General features: G+C 41.6%; 18 protein-coding genes. All 18 read right to left on the bottom strand.

Features of this window, described 5'->3' with window-relative positions; genetic code table 11:
• Positions 1 to 299 precede the first annotated feature (299 nt).
• Positions 300 to 1,418, bottom strand: coding sequence for a glycosyltransferase (locus tag BHV64_RS12545; protein WP_118406192.1), 1,119 nt, complete (start codon positions 1,416 to 1,418; stop codon positions 300 to 302).
• A gap of 89 nt (positions 1,419 to 1,507) precedes the next feature.
• Positions 1,508 to 2,611 (bottom strand): CapA family protein, encoded by a 1,104-nt coding sequence (locus tag BHV64_RS12540; protein ID WP_149887180.1) that lies wholly within the window; start codon positions 2,609 to 2,611, stop codon positions 1,508 to 1,510.
• A gap of 8 nt (positions 2,612 to 2,619) precedes the next feature.
• Positions 2,620 to 3,501: an ATP-grasp fold amidoligase family protein gene (locus BHV64_RS12535; protein WP_149887179.1), complete on the bottom strand. Its 882-nt coding sequence runs from the start codon at positions 3,499 to 3,501 to the stop codon at positions 2,620 to 2,622.
• 1 nt (position 3,502) lies between these two features.
• Positions 3,503 to 4,729, bottom strand: coding sequence for a glycosyltransferase family 4 protein (locus BHV64_RS12530; RefSeq protein WP_149887178.1), 1,227 nt, complete (start codon positions 4,727 to 4,729; stop codon positions 3,503 to 3,505).
• On the bottom strand, positions 4,730 to 5,272 hold the full coding sequence (locus tag BHV64_RS12525; RefSeq protein WP_181989593.1) for an acyltransferase: 543 nt from the start codon (positions 5,270 to 5,272) through the stop codon (positions 4,730 to 4,732).
• A 6-nt stretch (positions 5,273 to 5,278) separates the two neighbouring features.
• Positions 5,279 to 6,367 (bottom strand): hypothetical protein, encoded by a 1,089-nt coding sequence (locus BHV64_RS12520; protein WP_118406194.1) that lies wholly within the window; start codon positions 6,365 to 6,367, stop codon positions 5,279 to 5,281.
• Positions 6,364 to 7,572: an EpsG family protein gene (locus tag BHV64_RS12515; RefSeq protein WP_254886333.1), complete on the bottom strand. Its 1,209-nt coding sequence runs from the start codon at positions 7,570 to 7,572 to the stop codon at positions 6,364 to 6,366. Before BHV64_RS12515 ends, BHV64_RS12520 begins: the two co-directional genes overlap by 4 nt.
• A 16-nt stretch (positions 7,573 to 7,588) precedes the next feature.
• The gene (locus BHV64_RS12510) at positions 7,589 to 9,094 is read right to left on the bottom strand and encodes an oligosaccharide flippase family protein (RefSeq protein WP_254886330.1); all 1,506 of its coding nucleotides are present in this window, start codon (positions 9,092 to 9,094) and stop codon (positions 7,589 to 7,591) included.
• 1 nt (position 9,095) lies between these two features.
• Positions 9,096 to 9,710 carry an acyltransferase gene (locus BHV64_RS12505; RefSeq protein WP_118406197.1) on the bottom strand — a complete coding sequence of 205 codons (615 nt, stop codon included), beginning with the start codon at positions 9,708 to 9,710 and terminating at the stop codon, positions 9,096 to 9,098.
• Positions 9,711 to 9,723: 13 nt separating this feature from the next.
• Entirely contained in the window at positions 9,724 to 10,698 is a 975-nt protein-coding gene (locus BHV64_RS13310; protein WP_149887223.1) for an acyltransferase family protein, read from the bottom strand.
• Positions 10,699 to 10,785: 87 nt separating this feature from the next.
• The gene (locus tag BHV64_RS12500) at positions 10,786 to 11,700 is read right to left on the bottom strand and encodes a glycosyltransferase family 2 protein (protein WP_118406199.1); all 915 of its coding nucleotides are present in this window, start codon (positions 11,698 to 11,700) and stop codon (positions 10,786 to 10,788) included.
• Between the two features lie 51 nt (positions 11,701 to 11,751).
• Complete coding sequence (locus BHV64_RS12495; RefSeq protein WP_118406200.1) at positions 11,752 to 12,978, bottom strand: nucleotide sugar dehydrogenase; 1,227 nt, start codon at positions 12,976 to 12,978, stop codon at positions 11,752 to 11,754.
• A 32-nt stretch (positions 12,979 to 13,010) separates the two neighbouring features.
• Positions 13,011 to 14,186: a non-hydrolyzing UDP-N-acetylglucosamine 2-epimerase gene (gene wecB, locus BHV64_RS12490; protein WP_118406201.1), complete on the bottom strand. Its 1,176-nt coding sequence runs from the start codon at positions 14,184 to 14,186 to the stop codon at positions 13,011 to 13,013.
• Between the two features lie 52 nt (positions 14,187 to 14,238).
• Entirely contained in the window at positions 14,239 to 15,435 is a 1,197-nt protein-coding gene (locus tag BHV64_RS12485) for a UDP-N-acetyl glucosamine 2-epimerase (RefSeq protein WP_118406202.1), read from the bottom strand.
• A gap of 3 nt (positions 15,436 to 15,438) precedes the next feature.
• Positions 15,439 to 16,662 carry a polysaccharide biosynthesis C-terminal domain-containing protein gene (locus BHV64_RS12480; RefSeq protein WP_118406203.1) on the bottom strand — a complete coding sequence of 408 codons (1,224 nt, stop codon included), beginning with the start codon at positions 16,660 to 16,662 and terminating at the stop codon, positions 15,439 to 15,441.
• Positions 16,663 to 16,667: 5 nt separating this feature from the next.
• A complete protein-coding gene (locus tag BHV64_RS12475) occupies positions 16,668 to 17,717 on the bottom strand; it encodes a polysaccharide biosynthesis protein (RefSeq protein ID WP_118406204.1) in 1,050 nt (349 codons plus the stop codon).
• A gap of 703 nt (positions 17,718 to 18,420) precedes the next feature.
• Complete coding sequence (locus tag BHV64_RS12470; protein WP_149887963.1) at positions 18,421 to 19,767, bottom strand: nucleotide sugar dehydrogenase; 1,347 nt, start codon at positions 19,765 to 19,767, stop codon at positions 18,421 to 18,423.
• Positions 19,768 to 20,212: 445 nt separating this feature from the next.
• Positions 20,213 to 20,552 (bottom strand): polysaccharide biosynthesis protein (locus tag BHV64_RS12465; RefSeq protein ID WP_288116136.1); only part of this gene is annotated, 340 nt, incomplete at its 5' end.

Below are 20,552 nucleotides of genomic sequence, written 5' to 3'. Positions count from 1 at the left end.
TTTTTCCGATTTTGGCGTTATAGTGAACAACTATCGGTAAACAATGTGGTAGTTCCAACCCCGGGCCTATAGTGCACATTTCCGAAATCTGGACACCGTACTTTCTTGTTAGTCTAACTCGTTGAATCTTTGCAAATGTGCGAATAACGCGATTATTCGACTTACAGCACCTGAACCAAAAAATAAATTTTAGACTGGAGTTCCTTGCGAGAAAGACGTTACGAAAGATGCGCACGAAGGATACCCCCCCTCACACCGAGCCATATCGCTAAAAATCAAGTATTTAATATCCATTGATTTCATTTACCCTCAAACACTTTTTTAATGAGATTCAACTGATAGTGTGGATTCCAATAGTCATCAATCTCCTTGTAGCATGTCTTACGAACCTCCTCACGGCACCCGCTTTTTAAAGCAAACCACCGCGAGATACTACGAGCAAGGTCATCAACGTTGTCATATTCAAAGAAGTCTCCCGTCTGTCCAGGAATGATTGACTCAAACTCAGGCATCTGCCGCTTAAAGTTATTGTGGGAAATAGCAGGACAACCGAACATCAGCACATGCATTGCTGTAAGTCCGATATTGCCAGGAGCTACACAAAGGTCTGCATTATATATGAGTTCGGCATTCGTTTTCTCATCGAAGCATGCACCGTAGAACCACGTATTATCCCGAAGTTGATATTTAGCAACTTCTGCTTCCAATAATTGACGCATTTCACCATCCCCAACAAAAGCGATATTATAGTTCTCGCCCTTTTGCTTGAGAATGCCTACGGCCTTTACAATCTGATCAAGTTTCTTGACGGAAGTTAAACGGCCAATGAAGACGACTGTTGGAAAGTCATTCTTGAAATGCTCTTTGTAAATATTAGACTCAACTATGCTATTGCGAAGTTCCAACTGCTTATCGTAATCAAGCGAGTTCCTAATAACATGAAGTTTTCTAGCATCGAAGCCATTCTTAATCATTTCACTTTTGGCATAGTTTCCATATAAGAAGAAACCATCCACCTTTTTGAAGAAAAATTTTTTGACGATCTTTTGAAAACGAGATTCCTTGCCATACCATCCATGAGTCCATAGATAAATCTTGGAATAATTCATACCCTTTCCCATTCTCTGAAGGAGCCACCACTCAGATAAACTTCGAATAACTCCTGGGCAAATAATAGCGTCATACCGCTGAAGGTTTAGCTTCTTGATTCCTTTATAGTACACGACTGTGCCTAGAACTTTCGTCTCTTCCATGGATAGGTCACAATGCTTGAGCAAAGAGTAATCGAACAACTTCAGATTACGCTTCGCATTACCACAGAAGAACCAATCCACATCCAGTTCTTTGTCCATCAACTTATATATCGCTTCCCTATATGATGGTGCATAAGGGAAGAGCATCGCAATTTTCTTTGCCATATAATTACATTTCTATTTCGGCTTTGGCAGACAGCATCGAATTGCAATGTGTCGCATCCACTTATGCTATTAGAAATCTATATTTGATGTTACTGCATTCTTAACATCCTCTCAATTGCCCACCGATGGCTTTCGCATTGAAAATTATTGAGCATCATCGGGATATCCGGACCTTTCAGCAAACCATAGGCTGCATGAGAAAGAACGTGTATGTTGGTAGTTGGAGCAATCGCTGCCAAACCTCTGAGCAGGTAGAGTTTATATTCTGGCCAAAGAGCTTTGAGGTCCCTATTCAAATAATCCCAATACTTGTCTTCATTGCTCAAGAGTTCGCACAAGTAGTCATTGTACTTCTTACATTCCATACTTTCATCATGTTCAAGACTAAATTTTGAGAATTTTGTATTATGCACATCGAAGGAAAGATTCTTGTTCTCATCGATGTTCATCTCAACTACCAAACCCTTATACCAATTTGCTCCATGCTGACTAGAGAAGAGTTGGAAGAAAAAGTTGCCAAGGCTGTAGTAGATCATTTTCCCCTTGTACTCTTCCCATCCTTGTGGAGTATGTGGATGAGATGCGATAACTGCGTCGGCTCCCATGTCGACAAACTCCCTGTAGCGAGCTCTCCACTCTGGAAGAGGAACGACCATATCTTCCACACCTGCATGAGGAAGCACAACCAAAACATCACACACCTTCTTTGCATTCAGGATGGTCTTATTTACCATAGGATGATTGATCCATGCAGTACCGTAATCCAATGACGTTGCATCGAGCCCTAAAGCACCAAACTCCTTGTGAACCAAGCATAAGAGGCCAACATTAACACCATCTTTCTCTATAACATGCAGACGGTATGCGTCATCAAAACAGCCTGCACCAATGATACGTGTTTCACCCTTGAATGCCTTAATAGACGCCTCACATCCTTCCTGATCTTGATCCATCATGTGATTGTTCGCCAGCATGATAATATTGACGCCAAGATTTTCAATGAATGCTGGAGAGTCTTCTGATTGAGTCAACGAAGGCCCACTTTTGCATATCGGCTTTCCCACACCTCTCACAGGGGCTTCAAAATTGACTGCCACATAATCTGCATCTTTAAACAAATTCTGTAGTCGCAGGTCAACCTGTATGCTTTTAGGATCTTGGCTTACGAAATCGCCACAAAAAATAAACTTCATACTGAAGATTATTCGTCAAACTTACGCCCGAGGATTTCTACCCCCTCGTTCGAGTATGAATTCATGATGCCACCCCACGGGCTGAATGTCAGCTCACCGAAATAAATCTTTCCATCGAAATCGTAGAGATCTACTCTGACAAATTCGAAGTCGCTGGAGAGTGTTTCTGCAAGGGTTACCATCTCGATCAAGTGTTCAGGTTTTGGCGGCATGCTTGCTGGCATAAATTCAGGCTTGGTGTAAGGGAGTTGTTGCCAGTTAGTGTCCAATGTGCAATATTTAGCTCCGGACTCACGCCCGCATACCACGAATACATCTGCCACCTTGCCTTTGATGCAGTGGAACTTATAGTCAGTAGGAAGAGTAGCACCATCACCCATCAGTTCCTCTGCTAGAATCATCGGCTTAATGGCGCAATAATGAGGCTCTGTATTACGAAGATGTGAGACTTCCAGAAGAGTTGCATCCATATTCTTGACGACAGTAAGAATATCTATCTTTGACTTATCAGTACAAATATAGTGTCCACCACTACCGTTATTTGCTTTTAGGATGAAGCGGTTAGGCAGTTGGTCAAAAGGAATCTGACTGGCATTCTCCCAAGCACCAAACTGCTTCAGGAGAATCCCTTCAAGCCCCTTCGCCTTCACATACTCACGCACCTTCACTTTATCTGCATAATCCGCATACTTCAAGAAATCCTTCGAGAGCATTGATGAAAGAATTCTCTCCGACAGATCTTTAGGATGCTTGAAATTAGGCAGATGTCCACGGTGACGATAATAACGGATAGTGTAATTCACGCGCTGTCCCAACACATTAGCGATAATGTTCGCTAATTTAGAATTCAACTGGCTTCTCCAATTGCCTTTATCTTCAACTACTGGCATATTAATTTAGTTTGGTATAATACATGTAGAATTTGATTGCACAAGGCAAAACTTCTTTCATGTGATTTTCGATGAGATTGCATTTATCGAGCATTTTGAAACGCCACACGACCTTTCTAAATGCAGACTTTGTTATTGCCGTCCTTTGCTTATGAGTTGCAGAATTCTCAATTATAACAGAGTGAATACGCTTTCTCCAAACGGGGAAACTCAACTCCTCAATAAAAGTTTTATAGGACTCCTCATATACTCTCTTATAGTTCTCATGATTCTTAACAATATCAGAAAGCCGATCAACAAATGCCTTTACATCCTTGTGAGGGATAACGTAGCCATTTATTCCGTTTCGAATAATCTCCTGATTTGCAATTTTGAAGTCTGACACTACTGGAATACAACCTATTCTCATTGCCTCCAACAAAGCCATTGGAAAACCTTCTCTTCGAGAAGGAGCAAGGAATACATTACATGAGGCTATGATTTCCGCTGCTTTCTGTTGAGGGATAAGACCAGTTACTATCACTCTTTCATCTTCTGGCAATACCTGGCGAATATCATCAAACGGTTGGAATTTCTTAAGCGGAGGAGTCGTAATACCTAACCAATAGAACTCGAAAGACAAGTTTGTTTTACACAACTTATGTACAATAGGAACCACAAGGTCTGGAGATTTGCTTGCTGCAGACCCTCCGGCAAAAACAATCTTTACTTTGTCAGCTGCCATCTTGGACTTTTTCATAGCCTCTGCTTCAGGATTATCTGCAACAGAATTGAACACTACCTTGATTTTGTCGTTATTCTTTATACCGAAGCGATGGCTGATGTAATCCTTACAACTGCTGGACAATGCTATAATATTGTCAATATACTCGTTATTGAAGGCTGCATTATCGCAATCCATCGTACCCAATGAATGAGATACTGTAATCAAACGTGTCTTATCATCTACAAATGCCGCTAACAACGACATGATATGTGAATTACTATTGATTATCACATCATAGTTCTCAACCTGCAATTTGTTCAGAAGTTCAGACGCATCTTCAAAATTATAGATATTGATTCCGGTTATAGAATATATCTTTGCATATCCTCTATACGACTCAATATTTTCATCGACCAATAAATGCATCTCATTCTCCACATTCAAAAGGCTACAAAGCTCTCTATTGAAGGAAGGAATGCCCGCATTAGGTGTTACGGATGAGGTCGCTAATAGTATTTTCACCTATTTTCTACTTTTTATTAGTTTTGCAGGATTTCCACCTACAACGGAATACGGCGGAAAGTCCTTGGTTAGAACTGATGCCATTGCTATGATGGATCCGTCTGCAATAGTTCTTCCAGGAGTCATATGTACATCTCTGCCAATCCATACATCATTACCTATTTGAGTAGTCTTTTTTTCTGTACTTCCTTGTAATGCCATTGGTAGAGACACATCAGAGACATCATGATTAACATCGAGAATAAAGCAATTGGGGCCCATCATTACATAATCCCCTATGATTGTTCCGTTGGGGATTTGGGCATTTATTCCGATACCGGAATAGTCGCCAATCTCAATATCTACTCCTGAAGCAAAATAAGCTTTACGCTCAATGTTCACATGCTTCCCACACCTCTTAAATATCTGTTTACAAATTAGGTAACGAATTTCACCCCCTATATTGCCAAATGTGTTGGATTTAGGTAAATACCGAGCGAAGCCATAGTACAAAACCAAATAGAATATCTGCTTTATCTTGATTTCTTTTCCTTTAATTCTCATAGCGCACTATTTCTCTAATTCAACAAACCGACGAGCAACATTCTCGATTCGATAGTTATCCAAGAAGTCAACCTTACGCTCGCCCGAATAATCTCCTTCATAGAACTTCAAGAAAGCAGAAGCGTCAGAGAAATCATTCGTCACATCCAGCACAGGGCGGCCTGCTATGCCATAATCAATCAACTTACTTGGAGTTTGGACCATCGATGGATTTGTGACGTTGATCAGAAAGTCTGCCTTACTACACTCCCATACCACGTCCTCGCGACCTTTGCCTGTGATGTACTCTATCTGACCGTTAGACTCCTTTACATACTTTTCTTCAAGAGGAGTGCGCATCATCATAATAAATCTATAAGGCTTATTAAACTTTAGGAGATAGTCCATAAATGAATGAGGATCGCGAACACCAGGATATATAGACCCCATAAAGAGAAAGGTAGGAACAACATTCTTTTTGTACTCCGCAATTGGAGTCTTTGAGATATCAAAACCTTGAGGGATCACTCGGATCTTACCCCAATACCGCTCGTAGTAGCCCTTATAACTCTCCTTGGTAGGTACTGCAATATAATCACACATTGAGCACCACATATCCTCAAAACGCTTCATGAATTTTGGTGCTTTGATAAACGGATTGAGCATAAACGGGTCTCCGCAATCGCAAATCCAGGTCTTTGGGAAAATTTCTGGATAGAGTTTTTTGGCACGGGCAGCCCCGGAATGAATTGAATGTGGATATGCAATGGTAATCAGCATATCCATATTCGGATTTTCTTTGATAATCTTCCCTACTGAAAAATGGAATTCGCATTGAGGCCACATTAATAAACGATGGAAAAAGTGGAACATAAACTTATCAAAGTGATTGTATCTCTTTGTCTCATCATTAGCGGCTGTCGCAAATTTCGGATTTATGTCGCGTCTGATTACTCCCGTATCTTTGACATATTGGGTATAGTCATATTTGCCGTGAACCGTATAGAGAATCACTTCATGCCCCATCTTCACAAGTTGTTCAGAGAGTTCAGTCGTGCGAAACGCTCGAGGCCCCTGTGCGGGATATGCATGATTTGATATAATCAAGATCTTCATAAGAAAAGATATTTTATTACTGTTAATGGAGCTGGAAATGCGTATAGATAAAGTTCGGTAATAGCGCTCATTCGTCGATACCAATAAAGAAGAGAGTAAGCATAAATGAACGGAACTACATAGAAGTATTTATCATATTTCTTTAAGATTTCATAGTTCTGCGCCCAAACAATAACCAAGAATGGAATTACAAAATATTGAAATCTCCCCATCGATGGAATTCCAGAAAGGAAGTTGGTTATAGCTGCCAATGCAAGCATGATAGTCAATAGATGACCCGCATGTGGATTCCGGTTTATCTTCCTGCGATTGATAATAAGTAAAAAAGACAATAGTATATGAAAATATCCGGGCAATGCAATCAAGAAGTCTGCATAAGCAGCCCCATATTCACTCACACCACTCATTCGCTCCAACGCCATCTCTGACTCTGTATACGACCATATCTGATTTTGCATGAATTGTGGCAATAGAAAAGAATAGTCGTTTAATACATTCAAATAGGAAACTGCAGATACAAAGGACGAAGCAATAAAAAGTACTATTGTCACACTCTGGAATCGGCTCAACAATAATGCAATTGCCATAATTGCCACCCAAACGACTGAAGCCCCGTGAATTAATGGCATCAGCAACAGAAGTACAATCTTCTTATAATCTTTTTCGACAAAAAAGTTGAGTGCAACATATACACCTATCCAGGCTGCCGTCCAGAAACGCACTCCATTGATATTGTATATAGGATTACTATAACAGAACATGAAAAGCAATACATAGAATACTATGTTATTACTTACCTTATTATGGCGTAAGAATATCTTCAGCGACTTGATGTAAAAGAAACCGAAGACTGCTGCATATATTAGGTAGGTCCAATGGTAATTATCGGAGAATCGTCCAACAAGGAAATTCACCGTCAACGTATAAATATCCTTGATATTCGACTCAAACGCGAAATACTCATTGATCTCTAATACATATTGAGACCAGGTATAGCTATGTTCTACTAAAAAATCTTCTACATATCTAAAAGAATCCGCAGCCTCACTTACTGCACAGAAAGCGACACCAAACACTAAAAACCATAAATATAAGAACCAGTGTGATACTCCATCTCTAATATCTTTTATCGATGTTATTGCTGAAATGAATGGATTTATGAGGAACAATATGAATTTTTCTCCTCTATTATTATTGCCTACCATCAATTAAGTATGATTTTTATGGTAAAATTTTCACAACTGCATTTAGTCTTGATTTGTTCTTTAAGAACCCACCTGCAATATCTCGATAAGTAACTTTGCAAATCCAACAAAGCACATAGTAATCTACCAAAAAAAATCCCAAGCAGACAAACAACACAATGAACTTATTCATGTTTAGAAAGTCTAAAAGAAGAAATGGTGGTAATGACGCTAAAACCGAAATCATAATTAGTATCGTCATCGGCCTTGGTGGCAACAGCTCTGTAATCTTCTTGTGTGCATAGTTTGCAATGACACGCAGCAAGAGCCAGATTTTAAACAGCTTGCACAACTCTGAAGTTATCGCAACATAAACCGCAGAATCAAAAGTTTTACATACAACGTATTCTGCCATTACAATCATAAATGCTGCTATCATGTGCGCATTGGCATAAGAGTTAGTCTTACCAATAGCAAGAATGATCGGATAAAATGGAATAATATAAAATAGTCCGCTCAAATTCTTAATGACAAAGTATATTGATGATTGAGCATATATATCTCCGTACATACAGGTCATAATCGGTTCAGCGAAGAAGACGCTAAAAATCAGCATCGGAAAAATGAGTTTTGCGGACTTCAAGAGAGCTGAGTTCCAAACAACCAGAGTCTCATTGCTCATTCCATCTCCTTTGTCCATTCCAGAGAAAACCGGGAGGAGAACGGCGGATATAGAGCCCAATATCATTCCTACCAATGGTAGCTCCATGAATCCATTCGAAAACTCTGCAAAAGTCTCGTTACCGAAATATCTACTAATAAAAAGCTGGGTTGCCGACGATATGATCACGCCCCATAAGGATGCGTATAAAAGCGGGAGTGCAAACTTGAATATCTCCTTATATGTCAATGAACTCTTTTGATGCTCTACATCTTTTACTGGCCAAGATTTCAAATAGAGAGCGAGGAAGAACGTTATCAGAGAAGCAATATCAAATCCAATAATAGCGCATATATAGTTTCCTGAGAAAATAACCACCGGAAAAACAATGCATATAATAGTCAGAATTCTGGTAGCTATCGTGTAATATGCCAAATACTTAGTCTTGCGAAAAGATGCGTAAATAGCATCCAGTCCCATTGTAGGCAACAGAAGAAATGGTGTTGGAGAAAACACGATCAATGCCGACCTCAGATCCGGATTGTTCATTACGGATGCTATCGGGCCTGCACAACACAGGAGAAATAGAGAGAATGCTGCTCCAAGAATAAAAAAGATCTTCGTTACCTTGGATATGATATCCCTTGAATAGTTTGTCGCGTATTTTGGCAGAAAGTATGCATATGCTTTAGGCAGACCAAGTGTAAATACTGCAAGTAGAGTGCTATACACATACATCACCTGTTTGTAGGTTCCGTAGTCTCCTTTGTCGAAAAATCGACTCAGGATCATAGAACTGATGATACTTACAATGAATGAAAAGAAACTGCCAATAGCCACCCAAGCGGCTTGTTTGGAATTTGATGTTTGCCCGAGCGACATTCTATATATCTAAATACTTCGTTCTTACGGATTCGAATTTCTCCTTCGGAATATATCCGTAATATTCATTTTCTAAATGCCAAGGTTGAAAACACTCCTTGTCGAGATACTTGACGACTTTGGCAGGCACTCCTGCCAATATGCAAAAGCCATCAGGAAAACTTTTGGTTACTACAGCTCCCGCTGCCACGATTGTCCTTGGTCCCAAAACAACACCTGCTGTAACAATGCTATTCATGCCTATCCATGAGTAATCCCCTATCACTATCGGAGCTGCATTATATTTCCTCTGATCATACAAATCATGATTAGCACTCAAGATTCCTACATTTGGCGCTAACTGCACATAATCTCCGAAATGAACTGTTCCTGCTCCTTGTATATAGCATCCCGGCCGTGCTATTGATGCGTTACAACCCACATAGACCTTTCTTGCATTTGCAATCGTACATGTCGGATGAACTGGATAATACCCCCCCCCTCTACCACAACTACCTATTAACCTGAACCTTATATAATTCCAATAGGACTGATTATGCACTCCTGAACTTGCAGATTTAACGAATGATGAGTAGAAAGGAATTAATACTTTGATAACTTTCTTGATTGAATTCATCTCATTTTCTTTTTTAATAACGCCCTAACAACCACTTGAATGGTTTATACTGGAATAATTTCATTAGAAGGCAGCATAACATGTATTCGGTTGTTAACAGCAATAACAAAGCGCCGACGAAGGATAGTATGCTTATTGGCTGTATCCAAGCGTAAAACAATTTGAAAAAGTATACCAGAGGAGCAAAGTGAAGTGCATATACCACCAGACTGTTTTGGCCCCAAAATTCAAGGAAACTGCACTTTTTTATCTTCTTACATATTACTATGAGGAACAAAGTTCCGCAGACTGAAAGTATTAAGAAGAGAGGTATGGTCTTGAGTGAAACCGATAGAGAGGCCGTGATATTTGGGCTGCGCCAGAAGTTGATCAATGCCAACAAAGGATATGAATACAAACAATACTTCAATGCTTTCTCGTAGATCGACTGATTTTCTTTGAGAAAGAGGCCAAGAGCTACGAAGAAAGATGCTACCAATCCGTGTTGATAATAGAACGGATTGCTTCCGAGATTGAATTGGTTCAAAGCCACTCCTGCTATCAATAAGACGAATGTAGCGATAAGCATAATAATTAGAGCATCAGTGACCTTTTGAATACTGTAGCAAATTACTTTAGCAATGACAAGAGCCTGAATGAACCATAGTGTACCACCACTCTTTATTGTTTTCAATAAAGTTGTGGAAATGTCTTGATGAGTCACCATCAAAGCATACATAGTGTCATTCACCAATGATAGTGCAAAAAGCGGAAGGACTAAACTTTTAAGTAAGGATTTAAGAAATGTCTTGGGGTCTTTCCTGAAGTTCGAGCAATAGCCGGAAATTAAGAAAAATGCCGGCATGTAGAAACACGTGAAAATAGAATTCCATCCATACACATATTCGAAATAATCATTCTTAAAATCAGTTCTATTGAGTGCCGACCTGAAATGTGCAAACACGAGCAAGATTATCAGCGCACCTTTCACAACATCTAAATAACTGATTCTATGCGAATTCCCCCCCCCGAAATTCCGGCAGTCGTCACCCTTATTGAGTTAAGTCGGGTCTTATCTTTCTGCATTCTATTATGTTTATATCAATCTGAATATTTTGACAATAATGTACTTTATTTTTGTCTTAAACGAGAGTCTTCCGATACGTAATTTTATCTCTGGCAAGAGCCTCTCTGTTAGCTTTATATGCCTGTAATGAAGCCGCTTGCTGTATAAAGAATCCAGTTTAACCGGTAAGTACTTGCTGTAGAAATAATCATTGATGATCGCCGTTGAACCTGTTGCCAAGAAAGCTTTGTACACAATATTTATACATCGAATGATGTCGTCACTTGTATCTTTTGACGTTCTTGTTATCGAAGATTCGTTACCAGAATAATAGAAATAATTTCTCGGCTGATCGAGTATCAGAATCTTCTTTGCATGGGTCGCACACGCTATTGAAAATGCCTGATCCTCTAACATTACCATCTTTTCAGGGAACGAAACCTGATGGTCATCTACAATACCCTTTTTGACGAAAAGGCTGTGAGTATAACCTCCTACACTCTCATTGACAAAATATTCTTCTCTTGTGACTATCTTATAATTAACATTCTTGCTTTCATCAGAATTGACGGCTTGTGGATTATATCTTTGCGGTGTACGACGACTGAACAATCTCACATAGTCGATATGCTCATTTCCGATTGCTTTGAAAATGGATTCATACATAGAAGGTCCGATGTAGTCATCTGCGTCTATGAATGAAATCCATTCTTCATCTTCTATTTTGTTCAAAGCAAAGTTTCTTGCACTTGCCGCTCCTGCATTGGGTGTATGAAAGACTCTGATTCTCGCATCCTTCTTTGCATAGTCATCAAGAATGGATGCTGTATTATCTTTCGATCCATCATTGATGCAATATGCTTTCCAGTATGGATAAGTTTGCGCGAGAATGGAATCCAGGCAATCCGTAATATATTCTTCAGCATTATAGACGGGGAGAACTATCGCCCCCTCATTTCATGCAAATTTCTTATAATCATATATTTGCACTTATCATCAAATGTGGTATATCTTCTCAATCTTATGCAGCATATTGCAACAGTCGAGAATGACCTTGCCTTTCAGGCGCTCTTCGTTGTCGAGAATGTGCTGGTGCTTAATCAATACAATTATCATATCCATATCGTTCAGGAACTCATCGAAGTTGTTGTATTGGTTCTCGGCAATCTTGTGCTCCTCGAGGAACGGATCGTAGCAGCAAAGAGGCCGCGCAAGGTGACGCTCTTGAGCCTCGAGCATCTGGAGAGCTGGTGACTCGCGATAATCGTCGACATTTTCCTTGTAGGTAAGGCCATAGAGACCTACCTTGCGGTTGTCGGTGATGTTGTTCTCCTCCATGATTTCATAGATGCGGTTGAGAACGAAAGCAGGCTGCGAATCGTTGGTCTTCATTGACTCATCGATTACCTTTGCGAGCTGAGGATAGTCGCCTACGAGGAACCAAGGATCAACAGAGATGCAGTGACCACCTACACCTGGACCTGGCTGGAGGATATTGACACGTGGGTGCATATTGCAGATACGGATAATCTCGTATACGTCCATGGCGTCGTGACGGCAGATGCGTGCAAGCTCGTTGGCGAAGGCGATATTGACAGCACGGAAGGTATTTTCAACGACTTTAGTCATCTCAGCTGTACGAATATCGGTAACTACGATATCGCCTTGGCAGAAACTGGCATAGTAAGACTTCACTTTCTTGCCAATCTCACGAGAGTCAGCACCTACGGTACGATTGTTATGGATCAACTCGTAAACCATATTGCCAGGGATGATGCGTTCAGGTGCATGCACAAGGTTGATGTCTTCGCCAATCACGAAGCCATTCTCCTCGATGATAGGACGCACGAATTTGTCGATAGTACCAGGGCTAACGGTTGATTCTATAACTACGGTTGCACCTTTAAGACAAACTTTCATCACTTCCTTAACAGCTGTTACTACATAGCAAGCGTCAACTTTCTTTGAGAACTTGTCGTATGGAGTTGGAACAGAGACAATGTACATATCTGTCTTCTGGTACTCGGTGGTGAACTTGATACCTGCTTTGAGGGCATTTTGAAAGAGTTCGTCGAGGCCGTCCTCCTTGAAGGTCGTGTGACCTGCGTTAAGGGTGTCAACAAGCTGCTTATTATAGTCAGTCCCGATAACTTCCACTCCGTGAGAAGCCATCATAAGGGCAGTCGGAAGCCCAATGTACCCCAATCCAATTACATTAATCATATTATTAAGTATTATTTTAATTATCTTGTTGATTATTTCACGCCATAACGATCTGTCTCTTTGTCGGCAAGAACGTCTGCAATTCGGCGGCATGCCTGACCATCACCATAAGGATTTACAGCCTTGCTCATCTTCTCATATGCGGCTGCATCGTCGAGGAGTATACTGACCTCATTCATGATTTTATCATAATCGGTACCTACAAGATGTACAGTACCAGACGCAAGAGCTTCAGGGCGCTCGGTGGTATCGCGCATCACAAGAACTGGCTTGCCAAGACCTGGCGCCTCCTCCTGAATTCCACCAGAGTCGGTAAGGACAATAGTAGCCATGCTCATGAGGTGAACGAACTCGAGATACTGAAGAGGTTCGATAAAGAAGAAGTTTGGACGGGTGAGGTCTTCACCAAACACCTCGTGAATTGGTTTGCGCACATTTGGATTGAGGTGCATTGGGTAAACGAAATCAACCTCAGAATACTTTTCTGAAAGGTCCTTCATGGCGGTCACCATACGAATGAAGCCGTCGCCGAAGTTTTCACGACGATGGCCTGTGATAAGGACAAGTTTCTTTCCGTTTGAAAGTCTTGCAACATCGTAACCAGCTTGTGCAAGTACGTTATCCTGCTCTTTAGCAAGAGTCTCATCGGTCTTGAGCTTGTCAACTACCATATGGAGGGCATCAACAACCGTGTTGCCCGTTACGTAGATATTGCCATGAGCCTTTTCGTCAAGGAGATTCTTCTCGGAGAGTGGTGTCGGTGAGAAATTGTAGGTAGCGATACGACCGGTAATCTGACGGTTCATTTCCTCTGGCCAAGGACTGTATATGTTGTGAGTGCGGAGACCTGCCTCTACGTGACCTACGGGAATCTGGGCATAGAATGCAGCAAGAGCACCTGCGGTTGAAGTAGTGGTATCACCATGTACGAGCACTATATCAGGACGACACTCCTTGAACACATCACGAAGCCCTGTGAGCACGTGTGCTGTCACATCGGTAAGATCCTGGCCCTGTTTCATGATGTTGAGGTCGATGTTTGGAGTAACCTCAAAGATTTTGAGCACCTGATCAAGCATTTCACGATGCTGGCCGGTTACGCATACGATAGTCTCAAACTCCTCTGAACGCTTCTGAAACTCCTTCACCAACGGACACATCTTGATTGCCTCTGGTCTCGTTCCGAAGACTAACATTATTTTTTTCATATATTATCCCTTTCTATTTCTCACGTGCACGATTATATGCCTGCCAATGTAGTTATAACACATCCTTACGCCATACCATCTTATTTACTACACCAACGTAGCTCTGAATGATCTTGACAACCTTGCTGGATACATCATCGACATAGTCAGGTACCGGAATACCATGGTTGCCATTTGCAGTCATTTGGACAGCAAGGTCAATAGACTGAAGAAGTCCCTTGGTATCGATACCGCTCAAAATAAAGCACGCTTTATCGAGAGCTTCCGGGCGCTCTGTTGATGTACGAATACAGACAGCAGAAATTGGCTTACCAATCGAAGCATAGAAAGAACTTTCCTCGGGAAGTGTACCCGAATCGGACACCACGCAGAAAGCATTCATTTGCAAGCAATTATAATCATTAAACCCAAGAGGCTGCTGAATCTGCACGCGTGGATCGAGTTGGAATCCAGATGCAGCCAGACGATTGCGCGACCGTGGATGGCAACTGTAGAGAATTGGCATATCATACTTTTCTGCCATCTTATTAATAGCGGTGAAAAGAGAGGTGAAATTCTTCTCTGTATCAATATTCTCCTCACGATGAGCAGAGAGGAGAATGTATTTGCCTTTCTCCAATCCAAGACGCTGGTGTATATCTGATGCCTCAATTTCTACAAGATTCCCGCGAAGCACTTCTGCCATAGGAGAACCGGTCACGTATGTACGCTCACGAGGAAGTCCACATTCCGCAAGATAACGACGTGCATGCTCTGAATAAGCCATATTAACGTCAGAAATGATATCAACGATACGGCGGTTTGTTTCCTCTGGAAGACATTCGTCCTTACAACGGTTACCTGCCTCCATATGGAAAATAGGAATATGAAGACGTTTAGCCCCAATCACGCTCAAACAAGAGTTAGTATCACCAAGAACAAGGACACCTTCAGGTTTTGTCTGAACAAAAAGTTTGTATGAGCAGTTGATGATATTACCGCAGGTAGCACCAAGATCATCTCCTACTGCATCCATATAAACCTCAGGATCCTTCAATTTGAGATCCTTGAAGAACACTCCATTCAGGTTGTAATCATAGTTTTGGCCTGTGTGAGCGAGGATAACATCAAAATACTTGCGACACTTGTTGATGACAGCAGCAAGACGGATAATTTCAGGGCGAGTGCCGACAATAATGATCAGTTTCAACTTACCGTTTTTCTGCCACTTAACGTCGCTATAATCAAATTTGGGAGTTTTAACAGCCATAGTTTATTCCTTTTCGACTGGATCAAAATAGGTATCTGCTCGATTGGGGTTGAATACCTCATTGCAATACATTACTGTCACCAAGTCTTCGGTTTCACTTAAGTTAATGATGTTGTGAGTATAGCCTGGAAGCATGTGGACGGCCTGAATCTTCTCGCCGCTTACTTCATAATTCCAGATCTCGTTGGTACCCTCCTCACGAAGTTGAATAAGACCATGTCCGGCCACTACGATAAAAGTTTCCCACTTGCTGTTGTGCCAATGTTCTCCCTTTGTAATACCAGGCTTGCTGATGTTGATGGAAACCTGACCATTATTGAGCGTATGAATAAGTTCAGTAAATGAACCACGCTGATCAACGTTCATTTTGAGGTCGTGGATAACTTTGTGCCGAGGCAGGTAGCTGAGGTAGGTAGTCATAAGCTTGTATTCGAGGCTGCCTTGAGGCACAGCCATTGCGGTCTGCACCTTACTCTTTGGTGGATTTACAGAAACAGCGCATTTATTGATGATGTCCACAATCTCTCCGAGAGTGGTTCTGTGGGTAACGGGACAAAAGCAATATTTTCCTCCAGCAGTTGGAACAACGTTGAGACCTTCGAACTCACAACGATGTTCCTTGCCGATGAGGGCTCCAAGCATTTCATCTACCAGATCATCAATGTAAAGGACTTCCATCTCTACACTGCGGTCGTTAACCTGAATTGGGAGATCATTGGCAATATTGTTACAGAAGGTAGCAATGGCACTATTATAATTAGGACGACACCACTTACCGAAAAGGTTTGGGAAGCGGTAGATGAGCATTTTGGCCCCTATTTCCCGTCCGTACTGGAGAAAGAGGTCTTCACCAGCTTTCTTGCTACAACCATATTCAGAATTGCCAAAACGACCAGTGAGGGAAGCTTGGGCAGAGCTAGAGAGCATCACGGGACAGCTGTTTTTATGTGCCTTCAGTGTGTCAAGCAGGACGCCGGCAAAACCGAAATTGCCTTGCATGAACTCTTCCTGATTCTGTGGACGGTTGATACCGGCAAGGTTGAAAACAAAATCAGCTTCAGCACAAAAGCGGTCAAGTTCTTCCTGGGTATTACCAAGGTCATACTCGAAGACTTCATCTACCTGTACACCTTCGTACCAGCGAGCCTTGCCTTCCCTGATGTTATTGAGTTGAGAGCAAAGATTTTTACCGACAAAACCTTTTGCCCCTGTAACCAAAACCTTCATTTATTCTATTTAGCAAGATTAAAAATACCGTTCAATTCGTTCTGAACATACTCAAGAGCGGCAATCTTAACTTTAGTTTCCGTAAGGTTCAGGCGACGAGTGTTATCAGAGTTGAACTCTTTAAGTTCACAACGTTTATTATCGCCCTCTGTAAAGAACTTGTCATAATTAAGAGAGCGATTGTCGGCTGGCACACGATAGAAATCTCCCATATCCTCTGCCTTGGCACACTCTTCGTTAGTCAGGAGAGTCTCGTACAGTTTCTCACCATGACGAATACCGATAACCTTGATATTTTCCTTCTTACCACCGAAAAGTTCGCATACAGCCTCTGCTTGAGTCTGAATAGTACAAGCAGGCGCCTTCTGAACAAGTATATCTCCGTTCTGGCCATGTTCGAAGGCGAAGAGGACGAGATCAACGGCTTCTTCGAGCGACATGATGAAGCGGGTCATTTTAGGTTCGGTCAGTGTAATCGGGTTGCCGTTGCGGATCTGTTCGATCCAAAGTGGAATAACAGAACCACGTGAGCACATTACGTTGCCATAGCGAGTACAGCAGATCTTGGTGTCGCCGGAATAACGGCTCTTTGCTACTGCGATTTTCTCCTCAATGGCTTTGGTGATACCCATCGCATTAATTGGATACGCTGCTTTATCCGTTGAAAGACAGATTACTGCACCAACCTTTGCCTCAATAGCAGCAGTAAGGACATTGTCTGTGCCAATTACATTAGTCTTTACGGCTTCCATTGGGAAAAACTCACAGGAAGGAACTTGCTTTAAGGCTGCTGCATGAAAAATATAGTCAACACCAGGCATAGCATTTCGACATGACTGAAGACTTCGTACATCACCGATAAAGAACTTGATTTTGTGCGCAACATCAGGATACTTTATCTGATATTCATGACGCATATCATCCTGTTTCTTCTCATCACGAGAGAAAATACGGATTTCTGCAATATCAGTCTTCAAGAAACGATTCAATACTGCATTACCGAATGAACCTGTCCCTCCGGTAATCATAAGGGTCTTACCTGTAAAGATGCTCATATTAACTTTTTATTGTTATTAATTAACCATCGTGCAGTTAGCATGAATCCATAAAACGTTATTCTCACCGGCTGAAATCCTTGACTCAGGATGTCAGCTATTTCGAAGGCTGACCGATAGTTTGAAAGTTCAGATTAACGTGGGCTTACAACTCCATCACAGAATATTGTGTCTATACAAATATGCTTCACAAGTGCTTGACAGAACCTTGGAATAGACGTTTGCTCGTACATAGCATGTGTTAGAAATGATAGGGATCAGCCATAATTCGCACTTCCCTGTTTACAAGGAAGCGATTCACGATGTTGCATTATTTATCAAAATGTCAAAGAACTTTACAATCATCGTATCTTACCGGGAGACCAAGGGTATTTGAGTGCCGACGCATAGTTAAATCTATTCAAGAGTAGCCATATTATTGGGGAAAATACCTACGCAACGCAATCAATACGATTATTGCCAGCAGCATCCAAATATCGCCATTGCCGAAAATGTATCGGAACCATTCTCGCAACTCTGCGACTACTTCATGATCCGATGAGACTATACGAAATTTTTAAGGAATTCAGAATTAGATCGCTCTATAAAATTATGCCAATCAATTCCACACAGTTGACCGTTAAACACAACAATATAAATACCAATTACTTAAGCACATGCACTTCTCAAATACACTATGGATTATTATTATCAAATCATGCAATTAATCGCGACGAAATATATCACGTGTATAAACTTTCTCCTCCACATCACTCAAGTAATCATCAAAACGATTTGCAATAATTACATTAGACAGAGCCTTGAATTTAGCAAGGTTGTTCACTACCAGTGACCCGAAAAAGTTTTCACCATCAGCAAGTGTTGGCTCATAGATTACCACATTAGCACCTTTTGCTTTGATACGCTTCATAATGCCTTGAATGGCACTTTTACGAAAGTTATCGGAGTGTAATTTCATCGTCAAACGATATACTCCAATAGTAACAGGCTCTTTTTTGCCATCATACTGATTATTTGTGCTATAATCGTACCAACCGGCTTTGCGAAGTACTGCATCTGCGATATAACCCTTACGGGTACGATTACTCTCTACAATAGCAGTTATCATGTTCTGTGGCACGTCTGCATAATTGGCGAGCAACTGCTTTGTGTCCTTCGGCAGACAGTAACCACCATAGCCGAACGATGGATTGTTATAGTGAGTACCGATCCGAGGATCGAGACCGATGCCCTGGATGATGGCAGCTGAATCAAGTCCCTTCACTTCTGCATAGGTATCGAGCTCGTTGAAATAGCTGACACGCAGAGCAAGATAGGTGTTGGCAAAGAGTTTTACAGCTTCGGCCTCCTTCAATCCCATGAAAAGAGTGTCGATATTCTCTTTGATGGCACTTTCCTGAAGAAGCTTTGCGAATATCTCGGCAGACTCTTCCATGTGATTGCCTTGAATCTTGCGGATTGCCTCATTCTCTTCCTCCCATTCCTCTGACATCATCTTTGGATAACCAACGATGATACGTGAAGGCCAGAGATTGTCTTCGAGTGCCTTACTCTCTCGAAGGAATTCAGGAGAGAACAGCAAACGGAACTCACGACGTTTGCCATCTGCAAGAGGTTCCATCTGTGCAAACTTTTGAGCATATTTCACATAGAGTGAACGGCAATAGCCAACAGGAATCGTTGACTTGATTACCATTGTCGCCTTTGGATTAACAGAAAGAACGAGGTCAATCACATCCTCAATATGGTGTGTATCGAAGAAGTTCTTTACAGGGTCATAGTTGGTAGGTGCAGCAATAACTACAAAATCTGCATCTTTATAAGCGGATGCTCCATCAAGGGTTGCAGTAAGGTTGAGTTCCTTTTCTGCGAAGTATTTTTCAATATACTCGTCCTGTATCGGCGAGATACGATTGTTAATCTTCTCCACCTTTTCAGGAATAATATCAACAGCAGTCACTTTGTGGTGTTGTGCCAAAAGAGTTGCAATACTCAAACCGACATAACCGGTACCGGCTACAGCAATTTGGAGGTCTTCAAAATTTCTCATATTCTCGCGGATTAATTTGGTTCTGATGGCCGTATTGAACGACACCACGAAAAGCTCTTTACAAGCGATTTAATCAGATTACCTGTACAGTAGAAATAACAATAGAAGTATATGGTTAAATTTTCTTAAATATTTGGAATTGAAAATGGTGCTATTGCAGAAAAGGGCATCGGGGAGCGTAATTCATACAAACAGTGGATAATAAACATAATGCCTCAATACTGTTGCGTAGAAAATATGGTCAATACCAGGAAGAATATCTTTGATGCCTGATTAAGATAGTAGCAGCACGCCGTTAGAAGTGTGCAACTAATCAAGAAACTAAATAATCAAAAGAATAACAATCTAAAAACAAGCGTTGCTTAAATACAAACGGATTGTTACATATAATCCAGCGCAATACTTACTTCTGGCTGATCAATGGCCATATCGTGGCACTTGAAGATTATTTGTCATATACCTCGAACCTCGAGTTTTTCGACTTGAACTCGGGAACCGTCCGCTTCATAAGCCGTATCATGTCGGGAATCTCCACCTTTCGGGACAGCGTCTCCAGCTCTTCGGCAACGCCGCAGGCCTCCCCGTAGTCATACTCCCGAACCTTGGCGATACGTATCCAGTCGTGCGTCGTCGGAAGCGTGTTCTCCTTGTTCGACAGAACCTCCTCGTACAGTTTCTCGCCCGGACGCAGACCCGTGTATTCGATCCTGATGTCCTTCTCCGGCTCGAAGCCCGCCAGGGAGATCATCCGCCGCGCCAGGTGCGCGATCTTAACCGATTCGCCC

It is taken from the genome of Alistipes sp. 56_sp_Nov_56_25, assembly GCF_001915285.1.
In the GTDB taxonomy this organism is placed as follows: domain Bacteria; phylum Bacteroidota; class Bacteroidia; order Bacteroidales; family Rikenellaceae; genus Alistipes; species Alistipes shahii.
This window is presented reverse-complemented; position numbering and strand designations above follow the sequence as displayed.

Bases quoted from the DNA above. Each gene is read 5' to 3' on its own strand.
- BHV64_RS12545 (WP_118406192.1), bottom strand. From the start codon at position 1,418: ATGGCAAAGAAAATTGCGATGCTCTTCCCTTATGCACCATCATATAGG.
- BHV64_RS12540 (WP_149887180.1), bottom strand. From the start codon at position 2,611: ATGAAGTTTATTTTTTGTGGCGATTTCGTAAGCCAAGATCCTAAAAGC.
- BHV64_RS12535 (WP_149887179.1), bottom strand. From the start codon at position 3,501: ATGCCAGTAGTTGAAGATAAAGGCAATTGGAGAAGCCAGTTGAATTCT.
- BHV64_RS12525 (WP_181989593.1), bottom strand. From the start codon at position 5,272: ATGAGAATTAAAGGAAAAGAAATCAAGATAAAGCAGATATTCTATTTG.
- BHV64_RS12520 (WP_118406194.1), bottom strand. From the start codon at position 6,367: ATGAAGATCTTGATTATATCAAATCATGCATATCCCGCACAGGGGCCT.
- BHV64_RS12515 (WP_254886333.1), bottom strand. From the start codon at position 7,572: ATGGTAGGCAATAATAATAGAGGAGAAAAATTCATATTGTTCCTCATA.
- BHV64_RS12510 (WP_254886330.1), bottom strand. From the start codon at position 9,094: ATGTCGCTCGGGCAAACATCAAATTCCAAACAAGCCGCTTGGGTGGCT.
- BHV64_RS12505 (WP_118406197.1), bottom strand. From the start codon at position 9,710: ATGAATTCAATCAAGAAAGTTATCAAAGTATTAATTCCTTTCTACTCA.
- BHV64_RS12495 (WP_118406200.1), bottom strand. From the start codon at position 12,978: ATGATTAATGTAATTGGATTGGGGTACATTGGGCTTCCGACTGCCCTT.
- wecB (WP_118406201.1), bottom strand. From the start codon at position 14,186: ATGAAAAAAATAATGTTAGTCTTCGGAACGAGACCAGAGGCAATCAAG.
- BHV64_RS12485 (WP_118406202.1), bottom strand. From the start codon at position 15,435: ATGGCTGTTAAAACTCCCAAATTTGATTATAGCGACGTTAAGTGGCAG.
- BHV64_RS12480 (WP_118406203.1), bottom strand. From the start codon at position 16,662: ATGAAGGTTTTGGTTACAGGGGCAAAAGGTTTTGTCGGTAAAAATCTT.
- BHV64_RS12475 (WP_118406204.1), bottom strand. From the start codon at position 17,717: ATGAGCATCTTTACAGGTAAGACCCTTATGATTACCGGAGGGACAGGT.
- BHV64_RS12470 (WP_149887963.1), bottom strand. From the start codon at position 19,767: ATGAGAAATTTTGAAGACCTCCAAATTGCTGTAGCCGGTACCGGTTAT.